At 50.8% G+C, this 20,871-nt stretch carries 20 protein-coding genes; 8 read left to right on the forward strand and 12 right to left on the reverse strand.

Features of this window, described 5'->3' with window-relative positions; all coding sequences use genetic code 11:
- Window positions 1-9: 9 nt before the first annotated feature.
- Window positions 10-867, reverse strand: a complete 858-nt coding sequence (locus tag AF331_RS11860) for an ABC transporter permease (protein WP_235563470.1) — start codon at window positions 865-867, stop codon at window positions 10-12.
- 374 nt (window positions 868-1,241) lie between these two features.
- On the opposite strand from AF331_RS11860, the gene AF331_RS11865 reads away from it, so the two are divergent.
- Window positions 1,242-2,126 (forward strand): carbohydrate ABC transporter permease, encoded by an 885-nt coding sequence (locus AF331_RS11865; protein ID WP_048005289.1) that lies wholly within the window; start codon window positions 1,242-1,244, stop codon window positions 2,124-2,126.
- A gap of 62 nt (window positions 2,127-2,188) precedes the next feature.
- On the opposite strand, the gene AF331_RS11870 is transcribed toward AF331_RS11865, so the two are convergent.
- The 4 genes from AF331_RS11870 to xylA form a co-directional block, all read right to left on the reverse strand.
- A complete protein-coding gene (locus AF331_RS11870; protein ID WP_053428322.1) occupies window positions 2,189-4,405 on the reverse strand; it encodes a helix-turn-helix transcriptional regulator in 2,217 nt (738 codons plus the stop codon).
- A gap of 160 nt (window positions 4,406-4,565) precedes the next feature.
- Complete coding sequence (locus AF331_RS11875) at window positions 4,566-5,330, reverse strand: NAD-dependent epimerase/dehydratase family protein (RefSeq protein ID WP_053428323.1); 765 nt, start codon at window positions 5,328-5,330, stop codon at window positions 4,566-4,568.
- The gene (gene xylB / locus AF331_RS11880; RefSeq protein ID WP_053428324.1) at window positions 5,327-6,829 is read right to left on the reverse strand and encodes a xylulokinase; all 1,503 of its coding nucleotides are present in this window, start codon (window positions 6,827-6,829) and stop codon (window positions 5,327-5,329) included. The genes AF331_RS11875 and xylB overlap by 4 nt, the downstream gene beginning before the upstream one ends.
- A 4-nt stretch (window positions 6,830-6,833) precedes the next feature.
- Window positions 6,834-8,150: a xylose isomerase gene (gene xylA / locus AF331_RS11885; RefSeq protein ID WP_053428325.1), complete on the reverse strand. Its 1,317-nt coding sequence runs from the start codon at window positions 8,148-8,150 to the stop codon at window positions 6,834-6,836.
- Window positions 8,151-8,295: 145 nt separating this feature from the next.
- Here xylA and AF331_RS11890 point away from each other — a divergent pair, with 145 nt between their 5' ends.
- Window positions 8,296-9,465 carry an ROK family transcriptional regulator gene (locus AF331_RS11890; RefSeq protein ID WP_053428326.1) on the forward strand — a complete coding sequence of 390 codons (1,170 nt, stop codon included), beginning with the start codon at window positions 8,296-8,298 and terminating at the stop codon, window positions 9,463-9,465.
- A 101-nt stretch (window positions 9,466-9,566) separates the two neighbouring features.
- Here AF331_RS11890 and AF331_RS11895 read toward each other — a convergent pair whose 3' ends face one another.
- From AF331_RS11895 to AF331_RS11915, 5 genes are all read right to left on the reverse strand, one after another.
- Entirely contained in the window at window positions 9,567-10,058 is a 492-nt protein-coding gene (locus AF331_RS11895; RefSeq protein WP_053428327.1) for a hypothetical protein, read from the reverse strand.
- A 27-nt stretch (window positions 10,059-10,085) separates the two neighbouring features.
- Window positions 10,086-10,715 (reverse strand): hypothetical protein, encoded by a 630-nt coding sequence (locus AF331_RS11900; protein WP_053428328.1) that lies wholly within the window; start codon window positions 10,713-10,715, stop codon window positions 10,086-10,088.
- Between the two features lie 168 nt (window positions 10,716-10,883).
- Complete coding sequence (locus AF331_RS11905; RefSeq protein ID WP_160316525.1) at window positions 10,884-11,570, reverse strand: hypothetical protein; 687 nt, start codon at window positions 11,568-11,570, stop codon at window positions 10,884-10,886.
- A 187-nt stretch (window positions 11,571-11,757) separates the two neighbouring features.
- Complete coding sequence (locus tag AF331_RS11910) at window positions 11,758-12,372, reverse strand: putative periplasmic lipoprotein (RefSeq protein WP_152915621.1); 615 nt, start codon at window positions 12,370-12,372, stop codon at window positions 11,758-11,760.
- Window positions 12,373-12,434: 62 nt separating this feature from the next.
- Entirely contained in the window at window positions 12,435-13,079 is a 645-nt protein-coding gene (locus AF331_RS11915) for a hypothetical protein (protein ID WP_160316526.1), read from the reverse strand.
- A gap of 258 nt (window positions 13,080-13,337) precedes the next feature.
- Here AF331_RS11915 and AF331_RS11920 point away from each other — a divergent pair, with 258 nt between their 5' ends.
- On the forward strand, window positions 13,338-13,727 hold the full coding sequence (locus tag AF331_RS11920; RefSeq protein WP_053428332.1) for an OsmC family protein: 390 nt from the start codon (window positions 13,338-13,340) through the stop codon (window positions 13,725-13,727).
- Between the two features lie 62 nt (window positions 13,728-13,789).
- Here the strand turns inward: AF331_RS11920 and AF331_RS11925 are convergent, their stop codons facing one another.
- Window positions 13,790-14,527, reverse strand: a complete 738-nt coding sequence (locus AF331_RS11925) for a class I SAM-dependent methyltransferase (protein WP_053428333.1) — start codon at window positions 14,525-14,527, stop codon at window positions 13,790-13,792.
- Window positions 14,528-15,138: 611 nt separating this feature from the next.
- Between AF331_RS11925 and AF331_RS11930 the strand changes: the two genes are divergently transcribed.
- The 5 genes from AF331_RS11930 to AF331_RS11950 all read left to right on the forward strand — a co-directional run bounded on the left by AF331_RS11930 (window position 15,139) and on the right by AF331_RS11950 (window position 19,616).
- Window positions 15,139-15,456, forward strand: a complete 318-nt coding sequence (locus AF331_RS11930; RefSeq protein WP_053428334.1) for a PadR family transcriptional regulator — start codon at window positions 15,139-15,141, stop codon at window positions 15,454-15,456.
- Window positions 15,443-16,015: a DUF2812 domain-containing protein gene (locus AF331_RS11935; protein ID WP_053428335.1), complete on the forward strand. Its 573-nt coding sequence runs from the start codon at window positions 15,443-15,445 to the stop codon at window positions 16,013-16,015. The genes AF331_RS11930 and AF331_RS11935 overlap by 14 nt, the downstream gene beginning before the upstream one ends.
- A gap of 166 nt (window positions 16,016-16,181) precedes the next feature.
- Window positions 16,182-18,125, forward strand: a complete 1,944-nt coding sequence (locus AF331_RS11940; protein ID WP_053428336.1) for an FtsX-like permease family protein — start codon at window positions 16,182-16,184, stop codon at window positions 18,123-18,125.
- Between the two features lie 207 nt (window positions 18,126-18,332).
- Complete coding sequence (locus AF331_RS11945; protein ID WP_053428337.1) at window positions 18,333-18,572, forward strand: DUF896 domain-containing protein; 240 nt, start codon at window positions 18,333-18,335, stop codon at window positions 18,570-18,572.
- A 24-nt stretch (window positions 18,573-18,596) separates the two neighbouring features.
- Window positions 18,597-19,616: an LLM class flavin-dependent oxidoreductase gene (locus AF331_RS11950; protein WP_053428338.1), complete on the forward strand. Its 1,020-nt coding sequence runs from the start codon at window positions 18,597-18,599 to the stop codon at window positions 19,614-19,616.
- Between the two features lie 58 nt (window positions 19,617-19,674).
- Here the strand turns inward: AF331_RS11950 and AF331_RS11955 are convergent, their stop codons facing one another.
- A complete protein-coding gene (locus tag AF331_RS11955) occupies window positions 19,675-20,784 on the reverse strand; it encodes a hypothetical protein (protein WP_152915625.1) in 1,110 nt (369 codons plus the stop codon).
- Window positions 20,785-20,871: the final 87 nt, after the last annotated feature.

Raw genomic sequence — 20,871 nt, forward strand, 5'->3', positions numbered from 1 at the left:
CTCCCCATGTTAATACACTCCGTCTTCGCCGAATTTCTTGGCAAGCTTGTTGGCCATGATCACGAGGACGAGTCCCACCAATCCCTTGAACAGGCCGACGGCTGTACTGAAGCTGAGCTGACCGTTCCGGAGACCCGCCGTATAGATATACGTATCGAAGATTTCCGCCACCTGGCGATTCAGGGAGTTTAATAGAAGATACACGTGTTCGAACCCGAGGTCGAGGGTGGAACCGATCTTCAAGATTAATAGAACGATGATGACCGGACGGATGGCCGGAAGCGTCACATGCCACGTCTTGCGCAATCTGCCTGCCCCGTCCATCTCGGCCGCTTCATAGAGTTGGGTATCGACGGCGGTGATGGCAGCGAGATAAATGATCGTCGACCAGCCGAGCTCTTTCCAGATCACCTGTCCGATATAGATCGTACGCGTCCAGTCGGGTGAAGTCAGGAAGCTGATCTTGTTGAACCCGAGGGATGCCAGGAGTTCATTGATGATGCCTCCGTCCACATTCAGGAACACATAGGAGATCGATACGATGATGACCCAGGACATGAAGTGCGGAATGTAGATGAGCGTCTGGATCCCCGCCTTGAAGTACCTGTTCCTCACCTCATTGAGCATGAGTGAGAGGATGATCGGCAGCGGGAAGAAGATGAAGATATTGAGTCCGAACAGGATGAGCGTGTTCTTCAATAGCATGTAGAAGGTCGGCTCGGTGAACAGCCGGACGAAGTGCTTCATCCCGACCCATGGACTCTCCAAGACTCCGAGATACGGCTGATAATCCTGGAACGCAATGACCAGGCCCGCCATGGGCAGATATTTAAATATGACGAAATAAAGAATTCCCGGGAGGATCATCAGGTACAGAATCTTATTTGTCTTGATGCCTGCCCAGATTTGCTTCCTCCTGATGATCCGCTCCTGTTTCGCCGACAGGACCGGAAGCGAGGAATCCTCCGTCTTCACTACAGTTTCCATTCGTCTCCCCCTTTGACCACTTTCTTGTTCCAAGCATACTGATTTCAGGAGGATTACGTATATAATCATTTGGTGATGGCGCTTACAAACGTTGGTGTATCAACCTTTCACGTGTCATGACTATCCAAGGTGATTATCCGGGGCACATTCCTTATCAGGGGCGCCACCCCCTACTGGGAAAGTGATTATATACGGAATGAAACCGCCGATGCTACAGTGAACGTACGCTACGTATCTAAAGGAGGATCTCTGTTATGAAAGAGCCTAAATGGAAGCGGCGTTCAAAAAGCGGGGTTGCTTTCTCCATCGTGAACAACACGCTGCTTGTTCTCGTCGCACTTGCTTGCTTCATTCCGTTCGTGAACGTCATCGCCAGTTCATTCGCATCGACACAAGAAGTGATCGAAAGGAAATTCATCTTATTCCCGAAAACCTTTTCACTCGATGCCTACCATTACATACTGTCCACCCCCACCCTCTTCAAATCACTTGTCGTATCGATCGGGGTGACGGGGATCGGGACCCTGGTCAGCATGGTCCTCACAGCCCTCATGGCATATGGGCTGTCGAGACGCTACTTGTTCGGCAGGGGGTTCATCAACTTCCTCGTCGTATTCTCCATGCTTTTCAGCGGCGGGATGATCCCGACGTTCCTGGTGGTGAAAAGCTTCGGACTCATTGATTCCTACTGGTCTCTCATTCTGCCTGTCGCCATCAATGCCTTTAACCTCATCATCATGAGGAACTTCTTCCAAGCGCTTCCCGACAGTCTGGAGGAGTCGGCGAAGATGGATGGATGCACGGATTTCGGTGTGTTCATGCGGATCATGCTGCCGCTTGCCATGCCGTCGATCGCGACGATTTCACTCTTTTATGCCGTCACATACTGGAATACGTATATGACTGCCATCCTCTATATCAATGATTCATCGAAATGGCCGATCCAGGTGCTTCTGCGCCAGATCGTCATCGTCTCAAGCGGGATGCAGGCAGAAGGCTCGTCCGTTGACGTCGTGCCCCCTGCCCAGACGATCAAGATGGCCGTCATCGTGATCGCCACGGTGCCGATGCTGGTTGCCTATCCATTCGTCCAGAAGTACTTTGTCAAAGGGGCCCTCGTCGGTTCCGTGAAGGGATAAAGGGGAAAAAGAAGAAATCCGAACGTCATCCGCTCAAGCGGCTGGGTTCGGATTTTTTTGTATCAATGCCGATGTTTCTTCCGGTAATCGCCCGGGGTCATATCGAGGCGCTTCTTGAAGAAGCGGATGAAGTTCTGGGAATTGCGGTACTGAAGTTTCTCGGCGATCTCCTTCACCGTCCACTCCGTTTCCACGAGCCATCTCTGGGCCTTCTGGAGACGGTAGTTCATGAGGTAATCACCAAAGCTCTCGCCGTACTCCTTCTTGAACACATTGCTGAGGTAATTCGGGTTGTAATGGAGCCGGTCCGCGATCTGATCGAGGGAGAGATCCTGATCGAACTCCGTTTCCACGATGTAGACGATCTTCTGAGAAAGGGACTTAATCGACTGCTCCTTCTTATCATGGGTCGAGCGGATCACCGGCTTCAGGAGATCCTCCGTCAACCGCTTCCTGATCCGTTCCGGACTGTAGGCATTCATGGCCTCTTCGTAAAGGGGCTTGATCCTGTCGAAGATGGCGAAGTCCGCCCCGAGGAGCTGCCCGAGCTGGACGAGGTCATTGATGATCCGCGTCAGGGTCACACCGATGCTGACGGGATTTTTATTCGTTTTGAAGATGTCCGCGATCAAGCTGTCCATATGGGACACGGCTTCGTCTTCCTCTCCCGATCGCACCGCCCCGAGAAGCTGGTTGTGGAGATCAAGGGGAAACTTCGAAAGCGTGGCATCATTGACCAGCTGGGAGATATCCGAGAAGAAGATGATGGATTCCGCCCCGACGTTCACGCGATAATACAGGGATTCTTTTGCGAGATCCACAGCCTTCTTGCTCTCGACGATGGTGGTATATGGAGCGCTGATCCCGGCGCTCAAGGTGACATGGAGGTTCTCTTTAACCGCCTGCTGGATGCTTTCATAATACTTGGCGATCTTCCGCTCCGGTTCTTCTTCCGTCTCCGGGAACGCGAGGATCGTCGCCTGCATCTCATCATTCAGGACGATGGGGATGAAGCGCTCCGATTCCGGGATGCACTCTGCCACCACCTGATTGATGGCCAGGCGGAAGAGATCCCCCTCCACCCCCTGCTCTTCAAAATCTGTGTCCATCTGGATGACCACTGTGTAGAACACCTTATGATCCACGTCATAGCCGAATTGCTCCAGGCGGTTCTGCACTTCTTTCTCCGACAGGCGATTCCGGAACAGGCTGAGGACGAACAGGGTCTCGAGCTGCGGCTGCTGCCTGGTGAGATCTTCAGTGAGAAGCTCATTTTGATCCACCACCTGCTCAATGGAGGCGGCCAGGAGGGAAAGCTCATTTTCCTTCGATGGAACCCGGGGAAGGGCGAGTTTCTCCTGGATTTTCCGGATTGGCTTTGAGTAGGACTCTGCCAGGCGGTACGAGATGAAGCCGACAAGGAGGATGAGGAGGAGTGAAGTGATCACAAGCCCGATCGCCGTATTGCGGATGATTGTGCCGATTTCCCCCTGGTTCACTTCCACCATGTAGAGCCACTGGTTGTAGTCGGACAGGGCATACACATAGGTGCGCCCGTCCTTTGCCCGCATCATGGTCATGCCGTTGGCGGCTTTTTCTTTGAGACGGTTGAACTCTCCGCTCGTGAGGCTGCTATCCTTTTCCTGATTGGAATAGAGGAGCTCGTCCTGCTTATTGTAGATCTCGACGTACTGCTCTTTGTTGCCGACAATCTGATCGATGCTCCGCTTCGGGATGCTCGCCGTCCCCATGGCGAACTTCTCACTCCGGTAAATGGGAAGCGTCATGATCATCTCGATCTGTTCCCCGTCGGGACGCCAGAAAAGGCTTTGGGTCTTGCCTTCTACATACTTCTCCTTGAAGCCATCGAGCTCTTGTTCCGTAAGCGTTTTCAACGATCCGTTGATGATGCCCCACTTCTGATCGAGGCTGATGAGATTGTACGCACTCCCCTCGATCCCGAGCATTTCGATGTAGCTCATTTCCTTCCGGATATCCTGATAGCGATCGAATTCCGATTCATAAAAGGGCGTTTTGAACGTTTCCTCAAAACTCGACGTCGAGCTGTAGGCGGTGAATCCGTATTCGATGGTCCTCACCTTTTGCTCCACATTATGCAGGACCTGCAGCGTATAATCACGCTTGTCCTTCAGGAATGATTCCTCCACCGAATTGTAGGTGGTTGTATAAATGAAAATACAGAAGCCCAAGACAAGCCCCACTCCTAAAAGGAAGAACGGGACGAATAGGCGATAAAAGACTCTCGATTTCTTGAACATGCTCCCTCTCCCCCATCAAGATCCATGGCGGCATCACAGAATGTGATCCTTTTTCTCTATAAAGTATTCTGAATAATAGCACATTTATATCGTATCACAATGATTTCCACTCGGGTATACGCCTGGGGGAATTTCCTTTTTTTCAAAAAGAAAAGAAGGGCTACTGCCCCCCTTCCCTCCGTACCACCTGTTCGGCATTCCGTTTCGGCTCATAGCCGAGTTCGCTCCTGGCATTGTCGATGGACCAGGGTTTCCCAGGGTTATCCGACACGCCGTAGTAGGTGCCCCCGGCCCGTGATGATTCCATCGCCTTCTCAAAAAGCCCGATCAGATCCTCGTGTGAAAGAAGCGTCTTCATGAGACGTGGATCCTCCTGCACATCCTTCTCCTCGTCAGCATGGACGCTTCCGATGCGGATATTGAACACGGCCGGTCCTCCGGGTTCTTCCCGGGAAATGATCTCACTGATCTGCTCGGACGCGTACTTCAGCACCCCATAAAGCCCCTTGGATCGCGGCTTATCTTCAACGGTGATTTCACGGCCAAGGAGGGAGTCCCCACCTTTCTCATACGCATCCGTCGTATGATTGCTGCTCGCAAAAATCACCTTCGGAATCCCGAGCTCCATGGCGGCCCTCATCAGGTAAAAGCTTGAGATGAAGTGGACGCGGGTCATCTTCATGAACTCATCCGTGTCCTGGAGGTCCTTCTCTCCGCTCACAGTGAGAAGATTGATGAGGATATCCGTGTCTTCCGGAATGCTCTTCTTCAGCTCCGCTTCGTCCGTGGCGTCGACCTTCACACCATTTTCTACCCACTCGGGAACCTCCTGATCCAGGATGACCATTTCAAACCGATCACTCAAACCATCGTGGAGGACCTTTCCGACCGTACCGGCTCCTCCCACCATCACCACTTTTCTCATGCATCATTTCCTCCTTTCCGGAATGGGTAAAGCTGTTCGTTGATGAGTCGGGTGTTAGGATACACTTGTTTGTAAATGGTATACACCTTTTCATAAGCGGCTGCGGCTTCTGCGCCGGGACTATACCGTTTTCCGTATCGGATGAAGGTTTCTGCCGCCTCTTCTATAGAAGAGAACCATCCAGAACCTGTTGCCGCGAGGATCCCTGCCCCGAGACCCGGTCCCTGCTCGGTGACAAGGCTCACCACCTCGGCGCCGAAGATATCGGCCTGGAGCTGGAGCCAGGCGTCGCTTTTCGCACCTCCGCCGATGCTTACGATCGTGTCGATGGTCTTCTCTTTTGACCGCAGGATCTCGACGGATTCTTTCAGGGAAAATGTGATCCCCTCCATCACCGCCTTCACGAAGTCCCCTCTCGTTTGAGAAGCATCCATTCCGATGAAGCTGCCCCTGATGAGGGCATCGGCATGGGGCGTGCGTTCGCCTGATAAGTACGGGGTGAACAGCAGCCCGTTGGCACCGGGAGGTACAGTGGCCGCCTCCTGTAGAAGGTGGTCGAATGATTCACCGGCAGCGAATGTATCACGGAACCAGCTCAGGCTGTGCCCTGCAGATAAGGTGACTCCCATGGCATAATAGCCCCCCGGGACGGCATGGTGAAAATGATGGAGCGCCCCTTCGTAGTCGACGTCGGCATCCTCCTCGTAGCTCACGATGACACCGGAGGTCCCGATGCTGCACATCGTATCTCCCGGCGTAAGGATGCCGGCCCCGATCGCTCCGCACGCATTGTCTGCGCCGCCCGTGAAGACCGGTGTTCCTTCGATCAAACCTGTCTCCTCAGCGGTTTCCGCATTCAAGTTCCCTGCCTTTTCGTCAGACGGAAGGATCGGCGGGCACAGTGCTACTGGGATACCGAAGAGATCGAGAAGATTCTTGCTCCACTCGCCCGTTCTGCTTTCCAGAAGAAGCGTTCCCGCCGCATCGGACGGATCCGTGGCGATTTCCCCGGTCAGGCGGTAGCGGACATAGTCCTTCGGCAGCATGAAAACAGACGCATGCTCAAAGAGTTGCGGTTCATTCTCCTTTACCCACAGAAGCTTGGGAAGGGTGAATCCCTCAAGGGGACGGTTTTTCACAACACGCAGAAGCTCATGGAGACCGGCCGTCTCTTCAATGAAACGGCACTGATTCGTCGTCCTTGTATCATTCCACAGGATTGCCGGCCTGGCCACGTCCCCCTTTCCATCAAGAAGGACGAGGCCGTGCATCTGTCCGGAGAATGAAATGCCTTTCACGTCTCCTTCTACTGTAGAGAGCTCCTTCAGTGCCTGCACAGTCCCCCTGACCCAGTCATCGGGATCCTGCTCGCTGTAGCCGGGCGCCGGGCGCATGACGGAAAATGACCGCTCGGCTTCCTTCACCACGTTTCCAGCACGGTCGAGGAGGAGGCATTTCACTGCACTCGTTCCGAGATCCACTCCGATCACATATTCCATTGGATCAACGCACCCCCAAAATGGCCTGATTGACGATGGCCTTCAGACGCTCCTGCCTGCCTGAACGATTTCGGATCTCCTTCAGGCCGAGGGCATATGCCTCCAGCTTCTTGAAGTCAGTCCGCCCTTCTTGGATCTCAAGGCCGATGCCGGAGGTGAAACTCTCGTAGCGCTCCCCGATGTTTTTCTCCAGCACGCCGTCATCCATGAGTTTTGCCGCCACTTTCAGTCCGACGGCAAAGGCGTCCATCCCGGCGATATGGGCATGGATGAGATCCTCCGACTCGAAGGAGGCACGCCTCACCTTCGCATCGAAGTTCAAACCGCCCCTTCCCAGACCGCCGTTCTGAAGGATTTCATACATGGCAAGAGTGGTGGCATACAGGTCGGTGGGGAATTCGTCCGTGTCCCAGCCGATGAGGGGATCGCCCTGGTTGGCATCGACGGATCCGAGCATCCCCCGGATCCTTGCCACCCTGAGCTCATGCTCGAATGTATGACCGGCAAGGGTCGCGTGATTGGCCTCGATATTGAATTTAAAGTGCTCTGCCAGACCGTATTGCTGCAAGAATGATAGACTAGTAGCCACGTCGTAATCATACTGGTGCTTTGTCGGCTCCATTGGCTTCGGCTCGATGAGGAACTGGGCATCGAAACCGATCTCCCCTGCATAGTCCACCGCCATCTTCAGGAACGCGGCCAAATGATCCTGCTCCAGTTTCAGATCCGTATTGAGGAGCGTTTCATAGCCTTCGCGGCCACCCCAGAACACATAATTCTCCGCTCCAAGCTCTTTCCCGACCTCAAGACCTTTCTTCACGCTCGCCGCCGCATACGCGAATACATCGGCAGAACAGCTTGTAGCAGCCCCGTGCACATAGCGCGGATGTGTAAATGCATTGACCGTATTCCACAGAAGCTTCACGCCGCTCGACTCCATGTACTCCTTGATCATGGCGACGATCACATCCAGATTCCGGTTCGTTTCCGAAAGACTTGCTCCTTCCGGGACGATGTCCACATCATGGAAAGCGAAATACGGAAGGCCAAGCCGATCATAAAATTCAAACGCAGACTCCACCCGCGCTTTTGCACGATCCAATCCGCCAAGGGCATCCCATGAGCGCCTCATCGTCCCCGCACCGAACGGATCTGATCCATCTGCGTTGAACGTATGCCAGTAGGCAGCGGAGAAACGCAAATGATCCTTCATGGACTTTCCTGCGATGATTTCATCGGGATTATACTGCTTGAATGCATACGGGCTATCAGAATCAGCTCCTTCATAACGGATGACTGGAATCTCTTTGAACTCGGGCATATCATTTTTCCTCCTTAAGGTAGGTTCTTGTATACGCTTTCTTTACTCATTATAAATCAAGCCACTTCGTTTATTCAATAAACAAACTAAGTTTTCTGAAAAAATGATATAATGAGATCACGAAACGGATAACAGGAGGACATCAATGAAGCAATCGTGGAATCAAAGCAGTATGAAACATGAAAACAAACGCCTCGTCCTTCAGCAGATCATCGCAGACGAACCGATCTCGCGTGCGGATCTCGCCAAGCGGTGCGGTCTCAATAAAGCCACCGTCTCTTCCCTTGTGGCGGAGCTCATGGACGAATCCCTTGTAAAGGAAGCCGGCATCGGGGAATCGAGTGGCGGTCGCCGTCCCGTCCTGCTCTATTTCTCCCGAGAAGCCGGGTATGCCCTTGGACTGAATGTGGAAGCGGCAACGGTGGAGGCCGCGCTTACCGATCTGAAGGGGACGATCATTTCCCAAGAAACGTTCCCGGCTGGTGATACGGCTTATGAATCCACACTCCGCACCATGGAGGAAGCGCTGGATTGGGCACAGAAGGTGGTACCCGCTTCTCCCCATGGCATCATCGGCGTCGGCGTCGCCGTTCCCGGCATGATTGATCGCTCGGGCACCGTGTTGAACGCCCCTAACCTGCAGTGGCGTGACCGCCCATTAAAGCACGATTTGGAAGATAGGCTGAAGCTGCCCGTGTTGATCGAAAATGAAGCCAATGCAGGCGCCTACCGGGAATATCAGACACGGCCAGACGCCGATGAAAGCCTCGTTTATATCAGCATCGGAACCGGGATCGGCGCTGGGATCGTGCTCAACGGATCGCTCTACAGGGGACAAAGCGGCTATGCGGGTGAAATCGGGCATATGACCCTCGACTTCCAAGGACCACGCTGCACGTGTGGCAACAGTGGCTGCCTGGAACTGTACGCATCGGAACCTGCACTCGTGGAAAAGGCCAGGGGATCCGGCCTGGAGGATTGTAAGGATTTCGACTCCTTGGTGAACAGTGCAGGGAATGGCCATGAACTGGCCCTCTCACTCTTCACAGAAGCCGGCCGCGCACTCGGGAGCGGGGTCGTCAGCGCGATTCACGCATACGATACGAAGCATATCATCATCGCCAGCCGTGGTGGTGAGTGGATGAAAAACGCGGTACGCGATACCGTGAGAGCAAAAGCCCTCCCCCATTACCGGGACGATCTTGATCTCGTCTTTCTCGACACGCGGCTCCCGGTCGCTTCTCTTGGAGTAGCCGGGTTGATGGTGGATGAATTCCTTAAAGGACAGAACGCTGTGGAAAAGGGCAGAGAATAACATTGTCCTTTATCCAACGTGATGAATGCGTCTTGAAAGGCTACTCGACAAAAAAACCGACAAAAGGAGAGTAATCCCCATGTCGGTTTTTTCGATTCTTCTTATTCCAATTCCTGATCTGTGATCTCAACGTCCCACTCATCTGCAAGCTTCTTCAGATCTTTATCGAACTTGACCGCTTTCTCTTCGATTTTCATCTGGGTCTCATCCGCTTTCGTCATCAGTTCCTCGTCCTCTGTCTCAAAGGCTTCTTGTTGAACGTCGAGGTTTTCCCTGCTCATTTTCACGACTTCACGCAACTGCTTTGCTTTCGCCTCTACCTCATCTGTCTTGAACTCCCACGAATCGATTTCCTTCAGCATCTTATCATATTGCGGCTTGGCATCTTCGATTCCGGCAATGAGTGCTTCGATATCATAACTGGTCACTGCCTCTAAAATCGGCTCATTCGCTTTTTCTTCCATTTCAATGATCTTATTCAGTTGTTCATTATTGAACTCGACCAGTTCATCCGCCTTGCCGCTCCCAAATACACCAAGGCTGCACCCTGATAAAAGAAAAAGTAGTGCTGATGCTAACATAAGTTTCTTCATTCTAATTCCCCTTTGTAAAGTTCTGTTTTATGGTTGTGTATACGTGTACCCATACTTCGCCGCGAGCTCATTTAGATCGTCATGGAACGCTGCCGCAGACTTTTCGAATTCGTCCCCTTTGGCAATCATCTCTGCTTCCTTCGAGGGGTCATCAAAGGTTTCCCTGTAGAGGACGAGGGATTCTTTATACAGGTTCACTCCCTCTAGTGCTCCTTCTTTCGCTTTCTGTAGTTCTTCCGAGTCCACCTTGATGGCTTCGACCCTCTCGATCACTTCATCATAATCGATGATGGCCTGATCCAGGACCTCGATCAGTTCTTCTACAGGCTGTTCGCTTGCTTGCAGGATGCGATCCTGAATGTCCATTTCCAGTTCACCGACTTCTGCCATATCTACATCCACAAAGTGCTCGAACTGTTCCTCAGGAGTACCTGGAGAAGCCGCACCCTCGCTATCCTCTTTGAGGGCATCCCCCAGTGAACCGTCCATTTCTTCTTTCAGTCTCTCAAGCTCTTTCTTCGATTCTTCCAATTTCGCTTCTGCTTCTGCGGTTTTATCCTCTGCCTCCGAATCAGCTGTAAGGACCTTTGCCGCCTTCTGTAACCCGCATCCGCTCAATAACAGTGCAAGTAGCATGATGATCAGTATCTTCTTCATTTCCTATTGCACACCCATTCCCTGCCAATTTCTAAACCTTTCACATAATACCATTTCTCTGGGTTTTCCATAATGATTCCATCGATTCATTTTGTTTCAGCCGTCCAGTCGGGACTGCTCTCTCTTGTGTCTTTTTTCCCAGAACCGTTTAAAAAGTGATAGCCTGGATCAGGAAGGGGGAGCCAACTCATAGTCAATTCCATATCCCTTACTGATGTCATCCACCAGGGTGCGGTATCGCTCGACTGACTCTCCGTATTCCAGCGTCTTTTCTTCCACCTTTGTGCTCAAGGATGGGTCATCAATGGTCTTCCGGATGAGATCGAGTGTATCCCTGTACAGCTTGAACCCGTTGACGAGTTCCTCCTTCACGGGCTTCAGTTCATCGGATTCTGCCGGAAGGCTTTCTGCCTGTTTGACCAGGGACCCGTATTCCGAGATGCCCTCATCCAGAGCCTCCCGGGCGGCTTCCTTGTCCCCGTTCATTTCATAGAGATCGACCCCGGCCTGCACCTTCTGGCGGATCGCCATTTCCTGTTGACCGATGGCAGGGACGCTCACGGCGATGAACTGCATGAACTGTGCCTTTCCTTCCGATTCCTCTCCCTTTTCACCCTTATTCATGCTGTCATTGCCCTCAGGGGAGGCAGCAGGGGCTTCTACGACGTCCTCTTGCTCTTTCGGTGCAGTCTCTTTCTCCGATGACGCGTCATCCGGTTCCTTTGGCTGAGACTCCGTCTTCTCAGCCTCCATGCCCCCGCATCCACACAATAGGAGGAGGAACAGGACTGGCAACAGGAATTTCTTCATTGCGTGATTGACCATACTCCACACCTCGACAGGTTTTTCCATCATGTTGGCAATTGCTCACTTTGATTTACCCATATTTTGAGAGGATAACCCTATTTTTGTAACTTTTTGCCGATGACTTTTGATCTGGATTCCTGGTCATAAAATTCGAGTGGTGGCCGTGTCGACATGTGGGAACCTGAAAGTTTGGGATCGTCACGATCGCCCAACCGCGCTGCTTTTCAACTAAACATCATTGTTCAAACGAATACCCATACTCATCGGCAAGATCCTCAAGATGAGACTGATAAGTCCCTTTTGCCCGTTGATACTCAAGGTTCTTTGCAATCATCTCCTGGTCTTTTGAAGGGTCATCGATCAATTCCCTGTTAAGAATGAGATACTCCTGATAGATACTGAATCCATCAAGCGCCTCTTGCTTCAACTTGACCAGCTCATCCGATTCCACTTCGATGGCCTCCATCTTTACGATCAGCTGCTCGTATCCTGCGATGGCTCTTTCCAATGCATCCTTCATCGCCTGATCCTGATCCTTATCCTCGGCAGATTCCCTTTGGGCTTGGGATAGATTGACTTGTACGTTATATTCCATTACTGAAATGTCACTCATATCCCCCTCTATGAAAGAGGTAAACTCTTCTGCAGGGGTCATGCTTCCCTTCTCGGAAGAGTCATCGGCAGCAGCATTGGCTTCCGTCTTCTGATCTTCGTCCTTCCCTTTTTCGTCGGTTGCTATCACCTCTGCATCCTCCGCTCCTTCGTTTGACGAGCTCACCTTTCCCACCTTCATCAAGCTGCATCCGCTCAGTAAGAAGGCAATCAGCACAAAAACTAGTAACCTCTTCATCTTGGTGACCCACCCATCCTGTTTCGTCTTTTGTCGTTCAACCTCTGCACTGCCAGACTCTCTTATTCAGGCTGGCCGACCTGATAGTTGATGCCATACTTCTCGCTGAGCTCTGTGACCATGCGATGGTACTTTTCCACGGACGCATCATATTCGGCGCCCATGATGTTCGCTCCGGTCCACTCGGAAGGATCATCGATGGCATCCCTGATCATCCTGAGGTATTCCTGAAAGAGCATCACGCCATGAATCAATTCTTCCTTGAGCGGTTCCTGTTCATCCATGTAGGTCCGGACATTTTTCGCATCCTCAAGGATGGATTCGTATTCCTTCATGGCCCAATCCACCGTCTCAAACGCGGCCTCCTTGTCTCCATTCATTTCGAAAGCAGACATTGCCTCATACAATCTTTCCTCTACAGCCGCTTCCCGTTGGCCGATCGGAAACACTTCCTGTTCAATGAAAAGTAACAGTTCGCCTTCCCCTTTGACCGGTTCATCTCCCCGCTCGATCTCATCCAGCTTCTTATTCGCTTCTTCCACAAGTGCATTGGCTTTGTCTAAATTCGATGGTTTCTCGGACTTTTCTTGGGCTGTCTCGGTTGCTTCCTCCCCGCCGGTTTCCTCTGCCGGGGAACTGGACGGAAACACCTTTCCAAGTTTCGTCAGCGAGCATCCGCTCAGCATGATTGCTACGAATACTACCATCACTATCCTCTTCATCCCATCCATCACCTTTCCTTTTCCACCTATGTGTCCGATCACAGCACTCATATTTTTCCATAATGATTCCAATTACTCATTTTGATTTACCCATTTTCCACGTATTAAATCCTTTTTATTACATTTAAAGAAAAAAAAGCATGAGGTGGATCCCTCATGACACTACTGTATTTCTTTCCAAGCGTTTTGATTTAATACTCACAAGGGTATATCATTTATAGCTCTATGAAAGGGGTGCTATTCATGAAGTACACCATTAATAAAGACTCTGTCACAACCGATACCACCTTCGGGAATCTTTCCGTATCGACCAATGAAGAGGAAGGATATCGCCCGTTTCAATTATTCATCGCTTCCCTTGCAGGATGCAGCGGAACATTGCTTCGCACCATCTTAACGAAAAAGCGGATGGATGTTGCTCATATGGAACTCGAAGCAGACTACGTGAGAAATCCTGATAGAGCGAACCGAATTGAGGAAATCCATTTCACTGCACTTGTTAAAACTGGAAATACCCTGACGGAAAAGCAGGCAGAGCGCATCTCACAGCTCGTTCTGACTAACTGCGGCATGATTCAATCGGTCATATCCTCCATTGAGATTACGTTCAAGATCCAAATGGTGGATGAATAACCTATTCACAATAAAGAAACAAAAAAAGATTGCCTGATGCGCCGGCAATCTATTTTTGTTCATTATTTTTCACATGAGAATAGCAACACGACAGGAATCCGCAGGCGCCGCTCATATTCCTCATCACTCGAGAAATGCTCCCGCTGAGGATGGCCTTCCCGGAGGGTATCCACGCGGAAGCCCGCTTCGGTCAGCGCCGTGAAATACTGCTCGGTCGTGCGGTGATATTTCACCACCGTCTGATCGATCCACGGTTCCTTCCGTTCCCCCGTACGGAAATAATCATCTACAATCCAGCTTCCGCGCCGTTCCCCGTTCTCCTTGCTCGTGAAAGAGGACGTGGTGAGGGGATGCTGAAGGCTGAAGATGAAGCGCCCGCCAGGTTTCAGCGTCGAGTGGATGCGCTTGAGAATGCTTTCGATGTCTTCTATGTAGTGCAGGACAAAACGGGATGTGACCAGATCAAAGCTTGCTTCAGGGAATGCATAGGTCTCCAGTGTTTCATGAAGGATGGTCGCCTCGGGGTTACCGGCAAGCGATACCCTTGCCGCCTCCACCATCTGACTCGACCCGTCTACACCGGTATAGGAGCCTGCTCCCCCTTCCAGGAGCGCAGTCCCGAACGCCCCGTCACCGGAACCGAGGTCCAGTATCCGGGCACCCTCATACTCCCCAAGCAGCTCAACCATCACCGGTCCTTCGATGGCATTATTCGGACTGTCGCGCCTGCCCCTTCGCTTCGTATACTGATCAAAAAACGCTTCATTATCATAAACGGTCGAACCTCTGTATTCGGTCATCTGTCCTCTCCTTTGTTTGAAGTGGTGCGTGCATCGCTCTCCACTAGATTCGACATGGAGGTAGTTTCTTCCTGTGTGGTCGTGGGCGAACTTCTAATTGATGCACTGATGGGCAGACTGTTCGGCAAACTTGCTTCCGTTTTTCTACGTTTGTGAAAATCCAGTGAAGGTCCACACAACAAAAGGTTTATATTAACATTAATGGATGTTGGATAAAAGATGCCGATTATGTGTGAATGACCGGCTTGTTTGAAAGGGGAGATAGTAGAATGACTAGAGACAAAATGTCCTCTCTTATCCTTCTAACTTTTAGTGTTTCGCTGATTTTAATGGTAACGTATGACAGTAAGCCATCTTGGGGACAGTGTATTTTCATACCCATCGGGTTGGTTTCAAGCCTGGCCACGTTGGTCCTGTTCATTTTCTGTTTGGAAGCCAGGAATCCTTAATGACTGATACATGCGCACATGACGATTGACATCCGGTACTTCCCTCAGTGGAAACCGGTTTTTTTTGGTTTTAATGGAAAACTCTTATTGACTATTCAGTTGAACTGTATTATCTTTTTAATAAGTTGAACTATATAGTCGAACTGAATAAAGGATGAGACGATGAAGCATAAATTATTACCACTGTCGGAAACGATGCACTATATCCTGCTCGCACTGCGCGAGCCCCTGCATGGCTATGCTGTCATGCAGAAGATTGAAGAAATGAGTGATGGCGCGGTCGTGCTCGCAGCGGGTACCCTGTACGGTGCCGTTGAGAATCTGAATAAGCACGGCTGGATCGAACCGGTCGGGGAAGAAGGCCGGAGGAAGGTCTATCAGATCACGTATGACGGAAATGCCGTTTTAAACGTAGAAAAAGAACGATTGCAGCATATTTTATCCTTATATGAAGGAAGTGGATCGGGTGAAAAAGCTTAAGATCTTTTTTGATATCGAGAGAGAAGAAAAGTGGTTGAATGAGCAGCTGGCGAAAGGATTCCGCTGCACCAAGATCAGTTCGCTGGGTGTCTATACATTTGAAGAAACAGACAAAAAACATGTGATGCGCTTGGATTACCGTGACCGGATGAGGAAGGAAAAGGACCTTGAGTATACGAACATGTACGAAGATTTCGGCTGGAGCAGCATCGCCGCTTCCAAAATGGTCGGGATCCGCTATTGGCAGAAAGAAGCGGACGGACACGATGAGCTCTTCTCCGACCGCGAGTCCCTGGCAAAATACTATCAGCGGTTGATGGTTTATTCCGGATGGTTGGGCATCACCCTGTTTGCCATCATGGTTAACTATATTTTCATTCAGAAGCCCAGCTTTTATCACGACGGCCTGTGGCACATGGAAGGGTCCCTCTTCTGGAAGGCGTTCCTTTTTGAGACACCGTTCGCCCTATTGAAAGCATTGCCTGTCCTCATGGTGATCTTGTTCATGGATGGTTATTACAGGGCCTATAAGAAATATAAGGTGTTAAAAACAGCATGAATGATACGATCAGGATGTGTGATGACTTAACGCATCCTTTTTTCTTTCCCCTTACCGTGTGACAACAATGTCACACCATCCTCCATTTTGTTCGCTGAATGAAACGATTCCCGCCTGACTCCTCCCTATAATGGTAAGTACCAACAACGAGCCAGGAGGAATCATCGTGAACATGTACTCTCTTATCGGAAAGAATCTCAAGAAAAATCTCAAAAACTACTATCTTTATATTTTTGCCCTGACTTTCGGGGTGTCGCTGTTCTTTGCCTTTGCCACCCTGCAGTATGATCCGTCCATGGATGCGACGAACGGGTCGATCAAGGGAGGGGCGGCCATCCAGGTGGCGTCCTTCATGCTGATCGCCATCATCGGGATCTTCCTTATCTATGCGAATGCGATCTTCATTAAACGACGCAGCAAGGAAATCGGGTTACTTCAGTTGATCGGGATGTCGAAAAAGCGAATCGTGTTCCTATTGAGTGCGGAGAACTTCCTGCTTTATGCCGTGGCCACCGTCCTCGGAATCGGCGTGGGATTTGCCTTTTCAAAGCTGATTACGTCGATCCTCTTCAAGGCAGTGGGGATCACGGCGGTCGCAAAGCTTCATTTCTCCATGGCCGCCATGGAGCGGACGCTCATCGTCTTCTCTGTGATCTTCCTGATGATCCTGCTTATCAATGCCGCCTTCATCAAGAAACAGAGCATTTTGAGCCTGTTCAAAGTAAAATCTGCTTCTGAAATGAATGTAAAGAAGCAATCTGTATGGGAGATCCTGATGGGGATCCTGGGCCTTGGCCTGGTATCGTCGGGGTACTTTGTGTCAACGAAGCTGTTCGGCGGGGATTTCACCTCGACGGTCGAACTGATGGGTGCCATGATGTTCATCTTGGGCTCGGTCATCATCGGGACGTATTTCTTCTATAAAGGGTCTGTGAGCTTTGTGTTCAACGTGATCCGCAAGCAACGAAAAGGATATTTGAACGTGCGGGAAGTCCTGTCCCTGTCCTCCATCATGTTCCGCATGAAGACGAATTCCATGCTCCTGACGATCATCACGACCGTCTCAGCACTGGCCATCGGGCTCCTGTCCCTCACGTACATTTCGTACTATTCAACCGAGGCGTCTGCCAAGAAGCAGCTGCCGGATGATTTTACCTTCCTGAAGGAGGAAGGGTTGAATCAATTCGAGAAAGCCCTTGGGAGCAATCACATCGATTACAGCGAAAACCGCATCGACGTGCTTCAGGTGGCGGTCGATCTGGAAGGCATCGTGTCCGGTAAAGTCGACGGGATCGCCATGGATCTAAGCAAAGCGCAAATGAGCGTCATCTCTGCAGATGATGCCGGGTTGAAGCTTGGCAAAGATGAAGCGATCCTGACGGGGTACAGTGATATGCTGAAGAACTTCATGCCGATGAAGGAGAAAGGGGAAATCGTCCTCCAGAACAAAGAAACGAAGCAGCCCCTCGAGCTGATCAAAACGATGGATGATCACTATATTACCTGGAAATTCACAGGTGGCGGGTTCCCTGTGGTAATCGTGAACGATACCGTCTTTCAAACGATGAAGGACCATCTGGATCCCGAGCTTCAGGGTACGTCCAATATCAATCTGGGCGTCAACATCAAGGATGACCGTCAACTGGAGAAAGCGAACGATCTGTACGTGAGCCTGTTCGGAAAAGAAGAAACCCTGTCGGATTCCCGTCCGATCTACATCGAGTACCAAAAAGCCAATATGGGGATCTCCGTATTCATCGTCGGCTTCCTCGGACTCACCTTCCTCATTACATCAGGCTGCATCCTTTACTTCAAGCAGATGGATGAAAGCGAAGAGGAACGTCCGAACTACACAGTCCTCCGCAAGCTCGGCTATTCACGGAATGACCTGCTGAAAGGCATCCGTTTCAAGCAGCTGTTCAACTTCGGGATCCCCCTCGCCGTCGGCCTCCTGCACAGCTACTTCGCCGTCAAATCCGGCTGGTTTTGGTTCGGAAGTGAGCTCTGGACGCCACTCCTGATCGTCATGGGACTCTACACCGTCCTCTACTCGGCATTCGGCGTACTCTCCACCCTCTACTCCCGCCGCATCATCCGGGAATCCCTTTGAAAGAATGGGGACGATTTTTGAAGCAACGGATGACTCGTAGGGACGGTTCTTATACCACAATTTAATCAAAGCGATGATAATGGACGATTCCCTTTTTTACAGGAATCGTCCTTTTTTGCTGTGTTGACATTCCCACATTCTGGTGGTAAACTGAATTTATCTCGAATTCGAGATAAATCAATATAAGATAAAAAGGAGGACGAGAACATGATCAGCAGCTTGCAGCGCATCAATGAGCTGGCTCGTAAAGCACGTGAGGACGGATTGACCCCAGGGGAAGTCGAAGAAAGAGCGGCATTGAGGGAAGAATACCTGCAGGAAATCCGCGGTCAAGTTTCCTCCACCATGAGCAGTTTGACCATTGTGAATGAGGACGGCGAGGATATCACCCCTACCGCCCTGGTGATTGAAAAAGCCATTCAGTATCGGAATTCACTTCCGTTTTAATCATAGAAGAAAGAAGGAATTATCATGGAAATCGGATTGTATTCTATAGGGGAACATTTGAGGAATCCCATGAACGGGGATTATATTTCTGCCCAGCAGCGGATCCGGGAATTAATTGAAACAGCCGTATTCGCAGATGAGGCAGGGCTTGACGTTTTTGCCGTCGGGGAAAGCCATCAGCGTTTGTTCATGACCCAGGCCCATACGGTCATCCTCGGTGCGATTGCCCAGGCCACGAAAAACATCAAGATTGCAAGCTCCGCCACGGTTCTCAGTACATCTGATCCGGTGCGCGTGTACGAAGACTTCGCCACCATCGACCTGATCTCGAACGGTCGCGCGGAGATTGTGGCCGGCCGCGGGTCGCGTGCCGGTGCCTATGAGCTTTTCGGGTATGATGTGGACGATTACGAAGACTTATTTGAAGAGAAAATCGAGCTTCTCATGCAGCTCAACCGCGAGGAGAAAGTGACGTGGGAAGGCAGATTCCGCGCCCCGCTCCGCCAGGCCACGATCCTTCCGCAGCCGCTGAAGGGGTCCCTGCCGATCTGGCGGGCCGTCGGGGGACCGCCGGAGAGTGCCATCAAGGCGGGAAAAGCAGGGATACCCATGATGCTCACAACACTCGGCGGACCGTCCACGGGTTTCCTTCCAGCGGTAGAAGGCTTCAGGAACGCAGCCAAAGAGGCGGGCCACGATCCCGCTTCCCTTCCCCTTGCTACGACGGGCTTCCTTTATACAGCCAAGGATAGCCAGACGGCCTTGAGGGAATTCTATCCCCACCTCAACAGCGCCATGATCCAACTGAAGGGTGGCGGTTACCCGCAGGATCAGTTCGCCGCAGCCACTGATTACCGCGATGCCCTGATGATCGGGTCGCCTCAGCAGATCATCGAGAAGATCCTCTATCAGCATGAGCTATACGGCCATCAGCGCTTCCTCGGGGAAATCGATCTCGGCGGCATCCCCCTTGATCAGATTAAGAAGAATATTGAGCTCATCGCTACTGAAATACTGCCGGCTGTTAAGAAATATACGAAGTGATAAATAGGGACGGTTCCTATGCGCCGATTTGATGGCGTACGGGAACCGTCCCTTTGTTTTATTTACGATAGTCTTTCAGGTTCAGGACCTTTCCTTTTCTTCCTTTTTGTTGGTGGTACCCTTCCCGCAGGCCGACCGGAGAATGACCTTTCAAGATCCATTTTCTGGTCGTATTGTGAAGTTCCATCATAAGATCAATCAGAATCGTCATTTCTTCCCCATCGGGGAGTTCAATGGATTCCCCCAATTCATCCATAATGAATTGGAACTTGATATCCACTCTCATCATCCCTACGATCATGTTCAATGTTTCATCAAGTTCTTCTTTTTTCATCTCATAGAGAATCCGGAAGAATTCGGAAAGTTGCTTAACAGCAGGGGTTTTCTCAACGTAACGTGGGTTCGCTGCCAGTTTCAGCTGCTCCTTCGTAAACGGGTAAAATTCAATATCGGTTCTTTCCATTTGTGCCTCGCGAATATCAAGCTCACTTTCCACCCCGGGGTGTAGCCAGCTAAACATCCCCTGTTCGAGATTCAGGTCATAGAGTCCGACCAGATGCAAAACCTCTCTTATTTTTTCCGTGAAGGGTTCTTTCATCACATTCTCCAGGTGTTCATACTGCTGTGGTGCATAGAGGGCACCCTGCATATTCAACATACCTTTCACCACTTCCACCCACTCCGTATTGCGCTTGATGGCTCGTTTGAGCTCTTTGCTCTGTTCAGAGGCAATCACGGAGAGCACTTCTTGTGGCATGATCAGCAAGCGCATGCCGTCTTGTACGACTGGGAACACCATCCCTAGATCTCTCAGCACCGAAACCATAAGACTTGATACGTCGCCTGCAGGGTAGCGTCCAGCCGCATTCACCACCCGTAAAAGAAGGGCGTATGCGTCATTGGTCAGAATCGAAAGTTTGTCCGGGATCCTTGCCGGAATTTCGTTAACCAGGACTTCTGCCAACTTGGTTTTGTTCAGCTGGCTGACACCCGTTATCGCATACATTTTCCTGATCTCTGACAATTCATTTTTAGTGAATTGGATTAATAGTTCATGTAAATCATGACTGTGATAGGGTGTCCACAGCTTCTCTTCAAATGTATGATGGAGCTTCACTAGCGTTTCTTCCATTTCATCCATGATCCGTTTATTTGATCTTTCATCCACAATCTTACCTCCTTGTTCAACGTTGATACCTTCAGTTTCCCATATCCCTACTGGTGATTCAACGATGAAACATAGAATACGGTTCCT

It is taken from the genome of Rossellomorea marisflavi, assembly GCF_001274775.1.
Lineage (GTDB): Bacteria > Bacillota > Bacilli > Bacillales > Bacillaceae_B > Rossellomorea > Rossellomorea marisflavi.